At 32.5% G+C, this 7,355-nt stretch carries 8 protein-coding genes; 4 read left to right on the top strand and 4 right to left on the bottom strand.

The features are described 5' to 3' along the window. The first annotated feature begins 123 nt into the window (after window positions 1-123). The gene (locus tag VKY47_RS04260) at window positions 124-807 is read left to right on the top strand and encodes a cell division ATP-binding protein FtsE (RefSeq protein WP_324310631.1); all 684 of its coding nucleotides are present in this window, start codon (window positions 124-126) and stop codon (window positions 805-807) included. Window positions 808-892: 85 nt separating this feature from the next. Beyond that, window positions 893-1,417 carry a hypothetical protein gene (locus tag VKY47_RS04255; RefSeq protein WP_324310629.1) on the top strand — a complete coding sequence of 175 codons (525 nt, stop codon included), beginning with the start codon at window positions 893-895 and terminating at the stop codon, window positions 1,415-1,417. Window positions 1,418-1,441: 24 nt separating this feature from the next. Here the strand turns inward: VKY47_RS04255 and VKY47_RS04250 are convergent, their stop codons facing one another. Next, window positions 1,442-2,371, bottom strand: a complete 930-nt coding sequence (locus VKY47_RS04250; protein ID WP_324310627.1) for a hypothetical protein — start codon at window positions 2,369-2,371, stop codon at window positions 1,442-1,444. Further along, a complete protein-coding gene (locus tag VKY47_RS04245) occupies window positions 2,371-3,801 on the bottom strand; it encodes an MBOAT family O-acyltransferase (RefSeq protein WP_324310625.1) in 1,431 nt (476 codons plus the stop codon). The genes VKY47_RS04250 and VKY47_RS04245 overlap by 1 nt, the downstream gene beginning before the upstream one ends. Window positions 3,802-4,033: 232 nt before the next feature. Here VKY47_RS04245 and VKY47_RS04240 point away from each other — a divergent pair, with 232 nt between their 5' ends. Then, window positions 4,034-4,918, top strand: a complete 885-nt coding sequence (locus VKY47_RS04240; RefSeq protein ID WP_324310624.1) for a glycosyltransferase family 2 protein — start codon at window positions 4,034-4,036, stop codon at window positions 4,916-4,918. 1 nt (window position 4,919) lies between these two features. Next, complete coding sequence (locus VKY47_RS04235; protein WP_324310622.1) at window positions 4,920-5,867, top strand: glycosyltransferase family 2 protein; 948 nt, start codon at window positions 4,920-4,922, stop codon at window positions 5,865-5,867. Here VKY47_RS04235 and VKY47_RS04230 read toward each other — a convergent pair. Further along, window positions 5,838-6,260: a sugar 3,4-ketoisomerase gene (locus tag VKY47_RS04230; RefSeq protein ID WP_324310620.1), complete on the bottom strand. Its 423-nt coding sequence runs from the start codon at window positions 6,258-6,260 to the stop codon at window positions 5,838-5,840. The genes VKY47_RS04235 and VKY47_RS04230 overlap by 30 nt on opposite strands. Continuing rightward, a complete protein-coding gene (locus VKY47_RS04225; protein ID WP_324310619.1) occupies window positions 6,257-7,351 on the bottom strand; it encodes a glycosyltransferase in 1,095 nt (364 codons plus the stop codon). The genes VKY47_RS04230 and VKY47_RS04225 overlap by 4 nt, the downstream gene beginning before the upstream one ends. Window positions 7,352-7,355 lie beyond the last annotated feature (4 nt).

Here is a 7,355-nt window from a genome sequence, read left to right as displayed (position 1 = left end):
TTATGGAATTACATGTGAATTTTTGTTAAAAAATTTTAATTTCAAATTCTTCATTTTATTTTTCCAATCCCCCTTTAATTGTTTACTTTGTGGAGGTAATTATAATGACGCTAATAAACAACTATGCAAAACGTACTTTATCTTAAAGATGCTTCAATTTTTCAAGGAGACAGCCTGGTGCTTTCCGATATTAATATTGAAATAAACAAAGGCGAATTTGTTTATTTAATAGGAAAAACGGGAACTGGGAAAAGCAGTTTCATGAAAACGCTTTATGCCGATTTGCCATTAACTAAAGGCGAAGGAAGTATTGTGGATTTCAACTTAAAAACGTTGAAAGAAAAGGACATTCCATTTTTAAGACGAAAACTAGGCGTTGTTTTTCAAGACTTCAAATTACTTACTGATAGAACCATAAACGATAATCTTTTATTTGTTTTAAAAGCTACTGGCTGGAAAAACAAAGAAGATATGAATGTTCGTGTGGAAGAAGTTTTGAAAAAAGTGGATATGAAAACCAAAGGTTTTAAATATCCGCATGAACTATCTGGGGGCGAGCAGCAACGTGTAGCTATTGCAAGAGCATTATTAAATAATCCAGAACTTATTCTGGCCGATGAGCCAACAGGAAATTTAGATCCTCAAACCAGTATTGAAGTTATGGAGGTTTTACAAGAAATCAATAAAAATGGAAATACTATTTTAATGGCCACCCACGATTATGCTTTATTGTTAAAATACCCTAGCAAAACTCTTAAATGCGACGAAAACAAAGTATTTGAAGTGGTTCAGCGCAGTAAATCATAGTCCTAACATTAGTTGTTACAACTGTTTTATCTATTTTACAATACTCAGAAGCGGTACTTTATAAAACGCAAAAAAACCTTTATTTATGATTTTTGAAAATATTATCCCTGTTTTTGTTGTATCCATACTCATGGCTTATCTATATAGTGCATCAAAAAAGAAGCCTAAAAAAGATGGTGATGAAAACATTATTCTTCAACTGCCGAAATTTTATTATTTGATTGGAATTACAGTCTTATTAGGCGGAATTGGATTGTTTGTTTTCGCTTCCTTCTTTGCTAGTGGAAATGATAAGATTTTAGCGTCAGTTTCTAGTTTAATAGCGATAATTACTGGCTTAATCTTGTTTTCTAAAGGTTATATTTCCCATCTTAAAGTAACTAATATTGGGATTATAGAAACATCTATGTTTGGAAAAGAGAATGAAATTAAATGGGGTGAAATAAAGGAATTGTCTTTTGGAAAAACCAGTTTGGAACTAAAAATCTCAAGTGCAGATAAAACTATAAAAGCACATATGCATTTGGTTGGATTTCAAGAACTAGTTTCCAAGTTAGAACAAAAAACGGGAAAGACTAAAACTGATATGGGCATTCCAAACAAAAAATAAAAGATAAACACCAACATTTATAGTTTAATCTGTCTGTTTTTGTTCTAAATATTCGTTTATCAATAAAGAGCATTTTTTAGCGCCTTGAGCATTTAAGTGATCTGGATCTTCAAAATCGGTTAGCTCAAAACGCAAATCCCTTAAAAAGTTTATATGCGATACATTGGGATTTTTACTTTCAAAAGCTTCACAAGCAGTTTCAATTTTATGTAATTTCTCAGGACTTAAGCGGTCTAAATATCCTGTAAAAACTGGCATATTTACAAGAAGGACTTCTATGTGTCTCTCCTTGCATAAATCGATTATTTCTTGAATCCGTTTACTATTTAAGCTGAAATCCATGGAGCCATCCTCATGTTTTTTAGCTGTAGTATTAGATACTCGTTGTATTTCTAAAGAATCCATAGTAGAAAGATATGTGTTTCCCCAACCTCTGGAATCGCAACCAATTAAACTTCCTTCCTTTCTAAAGTCCTTATAACTTTTCCAGGTTTTATCGAACTTTCTAACGAGTGCCAAACTATATTTTTTAGGATTGTACCAAGAAATTAATGGCACATCTAAATCCATTTGCGTATGGTAAAAATATTTTCTCCAAATGTCTTCTTGCGTATTATCTGCCTGACTTAAAGTAGTGTATTCCACAGATAAAATAAGGTATTTCAATTTTGGCAAATGATTGATATGTTTTTCAAACAGCAATTTATCGAAATAAATAGTCTGACTTACATTGGCCAAGTTATACGTTTTTAGAGACAGCCATTCTGGATTAATTCCATAAAACGTATGCGAATCCCCTAAAACAAGCACATCTATATCGTTGTTATTATTTGAAATTTGCTTGTGTTTATAGCTGTAGTTATTTGGTACCGTTCGGTAAAACACTTCAGCCAAGATCCAAACCATCAAAATTGGAATTAAAAATAGACCGATATGTGTTAGTAGTTTTTTCATTAAAATTGAAAATAAATAAACGGTTGGGTATCTCCTGCAAAATAAAATATAATAAACGCCAAGCAGTAATAAACAGCTATTCGCAAGGGTTTAGAACGTATAAAATCTATTTCTAAAAGATGTTTCTTATCTCTTTGCAGCCATTCAAAAATCATATAAACCATTAAAAATAACACCAAACCTTTTGAGACCATTGGGAATGAAAATAAAGAAACTGAAAACATTTCTTGTAAATACAAAAATGCATGAGTAACGTTTTCCGCTCTAAAAAACACCCAAGCCACAAGTACAATTAAAAAAGTGCTTCCTATTTGAACAACCGATTTTAGACTTGGTAATAATTTACCTGGATCGGCAACATCTTTAAAGTGCCCATTTTTGTTTTGAAAGATAAGTGGCAGAAAAAAAAGCGCATGGATAAAACCCCAAATAATAAAGGTCCAATTGGCGCCATGCCAAAAACCACTTAAAAGAAAAACGATAAATATATTTCGTATCCACTTAGCTTTGGACACTTGATTGCCACCTAAAGGAATGTATACATAATCGCGAAACCAAGTACTTAAAGATATGTGCCAACGCCTCCAAAACTCGCCTAAATTTCTGGATAAATAAGGCGAATTAAAATTCTGCATTAAATCGAAACCCAACAATCTGGCTGTTCCAATGGCAATATCTGAATAGCCTGAAAAATCGCCATAAATTTGAAAAGCAAAAAAGAAAGCGCCAAAAAACAAGGTGCTTCCATTGTATTCTGAATAATTAGTGAAAATTTCGTTGACAGCTAAAGCGCAATTATCCGCAATCACCATTTTTTTGAAAAGTCCGAGTAAGATCAATCTTAAACCATCGACACTTTTTGCATAGTCAAACTGTCTTTTTCTTTCAAATTGTGGTAATAAATTTGACGCACGTTCAATAGGTCCAGCTACCAATTGCGGAAAGAAACTAACAAAAGTAAAAAACGATAGGATATTGTTAGTGGGTTCTATTCTTTTTCTATAAACATCTATGGTGTAGCTTAAGGTTTGAAAAGTGTAAAAGCTTATTCCCACTGGCAATAAAATATTTAAGGAACTGGATTCCAAAGATCTTCCAAAAAGCGAAAAGACTTCTTGAAAGGATTCAATAAAAAAATTGTAATATTTAAAAAAGCCCAAAATCCCTAAATTAACAACAAGACTTGTAATCAAAAGTGTTTTCCTTTTTGCTTTCTCTTCTGTTTTAGCTAAGGAAAGTCCGACCAAATAATCCACTAGAGAACTTACAAATATGAGTCCTAAAAAACGCCAATCCCAACAAGCGTAAAAGAAATAACTTGTAATCAGTAAAAACAGATTTTGAATCTTGATGTTTTTTTTAAAAACAAACCAATACAGCAAGAAGACAATTGGCATAAAAATGGCAAAATCTATCGTATTAAATAGCATGGGTTTTGGTTAGAAGTTGGTTGTAAATCTAATAATCTGTTATTAGTTATAAAAACTAATTGCCTGTAAATATATGCTTTTTGATATATGGAAAACAATTTCATTTTAAAAGCTATCGGTTCCTATATATCTGTTTAAATAAATTTTGAAAGAAGCCAGCCCAAATGAAATGTCTTTATTTTATAAAATTTGTATCAATATTGATTAGATTTGAAGCACCGAACCGACATTCATGCTATCTATATTAATTCCAACATATCATTACAATGCTTATCCTTTAGCTCAGGAGCTTGAAAAACAGGCTTTGGAAGCTAACTTGATTTTCGAGCTTATTTGTGTGGACGATGGCTCATTTTCTGAACTAAATATAGCCAACCAAAAAATTAACCAACTTATAAATTGTAAGTTTATTGAGGCTAAAAAAAATGTTGGAAGATCGGCAAGCAGAAAGTTTCTAGCAGAACAAGCACAATATCCTTGGTTGTTATTTATAGACGCCGATGTCTTGCCAAAAAACAAGGATTTTTTAACCAAGTATTTAAACAAATTAACCCCAACTTCCGAAGCTATTTTTGGAGGTTTTGCTTATAAGGAATCGTCTTATAGTAAAAATAAATCGTTGCGTTTTACGTTTGGAAAACAACGTGAAGAAGTGGACGCAGCCATCAGAAACAAAACTCCTTATAAAGTAATTATTTCGGCCAATTTTCTAGTAAAAAAACCAATTTATTTGGAGCTTATAAAACAAAATACAGAAAACAGTTATGGGATGGATTATTTGTTGGGAGCCTTGCTTAAAAAGTATGGGATAAAAGTGGAACACATAAATAATGAAGTATTTCACTTTGGGATAGATGAAAATATAGCGTTTTTAAAAAAAACCGAACATGCGATGCACACCTTATCCAATTTATCCAAATCCAAAGAAATAACAAGTAACGATATTAGTTTATTAAGAGCATATTATTTTCTTAAACTGTTTTATTTACAACACCTTTTCGGAAAGTTCTTAGGTTATTTTGATAGAGTAATAAAGAAGAATCTAACTGAGGAAAATCCGAGTTTATTTTTATTCGATTTATATAGATTAGGTTATTTTTGCAGGATACACCATTAGTATGACAGCATTTTTCTCTATAATCATTCCCTTATATAATAAAGAACACTTTATTACAGACACCCTAAACAGTGCGTTAAATCAAGATTTTAAAGCTTTTGAAATTATTGTTGTTAATGACGGCTCTACCGATAAGAGCTTAGAAAAAATAAAAGCAATTGGAGATCATAGACTTAAGGTTTTTTCCATAGAGAACTCGGGAGTTTCTGCTGCGCGAAATTATGGAATTAAAAAAGCAAACTCAGAGTATATTGTTTTTTTAGATGCCGACGATTTATGGGAAGAGAATCATTTATCCAATCTTCATAAACTTCTAAAAGCATTTCCTAATTGTGGATTATACGCGACCGCTTATAGCAAAAAACAAAAAAACAAAACCTTAAAAGTTAAGTACCATCGTATTCCAGATACCCCAAATTGGATGGGGATTCTTCCTGATTATTTTGATGCCAGTAAATTTAACACGATTGCTTGGACCTCGGCCGTTATGGTACCTAAAATTATCTTAGACAATCTGAATGGTTTTGATGAGAAAATCACTCTAGGAGCCGGAGAGGATACCGATTTATGGATTCGGATTGCACTTAAACATCCCGTAGCTTTTTTTAATTCTGCTACCGCCATACATAATTTGCATGCTGATAATAGACTGTCGAATACCCATACGAACCGGAGAGTCTATTTAAATTTGGACACCTATGAAACGGATGCCAAATCCAATCGGTCGTTAAAGACCTATCTGGATATCAATCGGTTTTCTTTAGGAATGCAATATATGTTGGTGGGAAATAAGGAAAAAGCCAAAACCTACTTCAGGTCTTTAGATCCAAAAAGCCTAAACAGAAAACAGCGCTTTCTAATGAGCTTAAACAGACCTCTATTAATCTTTTTCGTGAAACTTCAAAAAGGTTTACGTGCTTTAAATATCAACCTGACCCCTTTTCACTAAAACAAAATCGTCGTAATTTCGGATGTAGTCTGCTTCGTCAAATTCTCTGGAAGCAAGTACCAGACAAACAGATCCGGAAGAAAAATTCTCCAATTCCCGCCATATTCCATTTGGAATTAACAGGCCTTTGTTGGGTTTGTTCAAGGTAATGGTTTGCTTTTGGTTTCCATCGTCTAAACGCACTTCAAAACTACCACTTAAGGCAATTAAAAATTGGTATAAATTTTTGTGTGCATGACCTCCTCGATAGGCATTACTAGGCACATCATATAAATAATAAACACGTTTAATATCAAAGGGAATAATATCTTTTTCTATAAAAGCCAAATTGCCTCTAGGGTCTTGAACTTTTGGAATATCTATTATTTTTAAATCTGTTATACTATTGGTCATGATATGTTTTTTAATAAATCCTCCCACTGCAAGGCAATCTGCTCCATGGCGAATGGTAAGACACTCTCTTTAGCGTTTTGTTTACAAAAACGATATAAAGAATCATCAAATATAAAACTATTCATGGCTTCAGCGAATGCATTCGCATTAAAATTTTCAACCAACAAGCCATTATGCCCATGTTTAATAATTTCATTAGGTCCCGATAGACAGTCGACGGAAATTACAGGAACACCAAGTGAGAGTGATTCTATTAAAACTCTAGGAAAACCTTCAAATCGGCTAGTGAGGCAAACGAATTGCGCTTTTGCTACTATCTCTAAAGGATTTTTATTAAAGGGTATAAAATGAACGTTATTTTCTATTTCTAGTTTAGAAACCTTCTTTTTTAATACATTCAAATCTGGTCCAGAACCCATAATAATAAGATTTATGTTTTCTTGGGGCAAGGAGGATAACTTATAAGACTCTATTAAAAGTGAATAATTCTTTACTGCCTCGTCCAGTCTACCGTAGGCTAAAACGTATTTATAATCCACTACAAACCCCGATTTCAAGGGTAATTGAGGCTCTTGTATGGGATTGTAAATGGTTGTAGTATTTTTAAAGCCATAGACGTTTTTAACCAATGTTTCAATTTCTTTAGAAACACATACTATTCCACTAGCATTTTGGTATAAACTTTTAGCTAAATTTTTATTTTTTGGGAAGTAATAATTTAAATTATAACTTCTTAAAACATAAATTACCCGATAGGGTTTATATATTAATTTTGTGAGCAAGGTTTCCCGAAGCCAGGAATTTCTTGATCTATTATCTATAATACAGTAAAACTGATGGTTTTTAAGGTGTTTTCTAAAAACTAGAAGTCTATTTAAACGTGCAAAGATTCCATCTTTTTCGTCTTTTAAAGCACCCAGATTCAACAGCGTTCCGGCATACTCATAGTCAACTAAATTAAGAACCGTAACAAGATGTATGGTGTAACCCATCTGTTCAAGCATTTTAGACAATAACGCCGTAGATTGCTCTGCTCCTCCTTTTCCTAATGAAGATGTTACTATACAAATCTTTTTATTGTTACTTTGCAAGAAT

The organism is Xanthomarina sp. (assembly GCF_035306705.1).
Classification (GTDB): domain Bacteria; phylum Bacteroidota; class Bacteroidia; order Flavobacteriales; family Flavobacteriaceae; genus Xanthomarina.
This window is presented reverse-complemented; position numbering and strand designations above follow the sequence as displayed.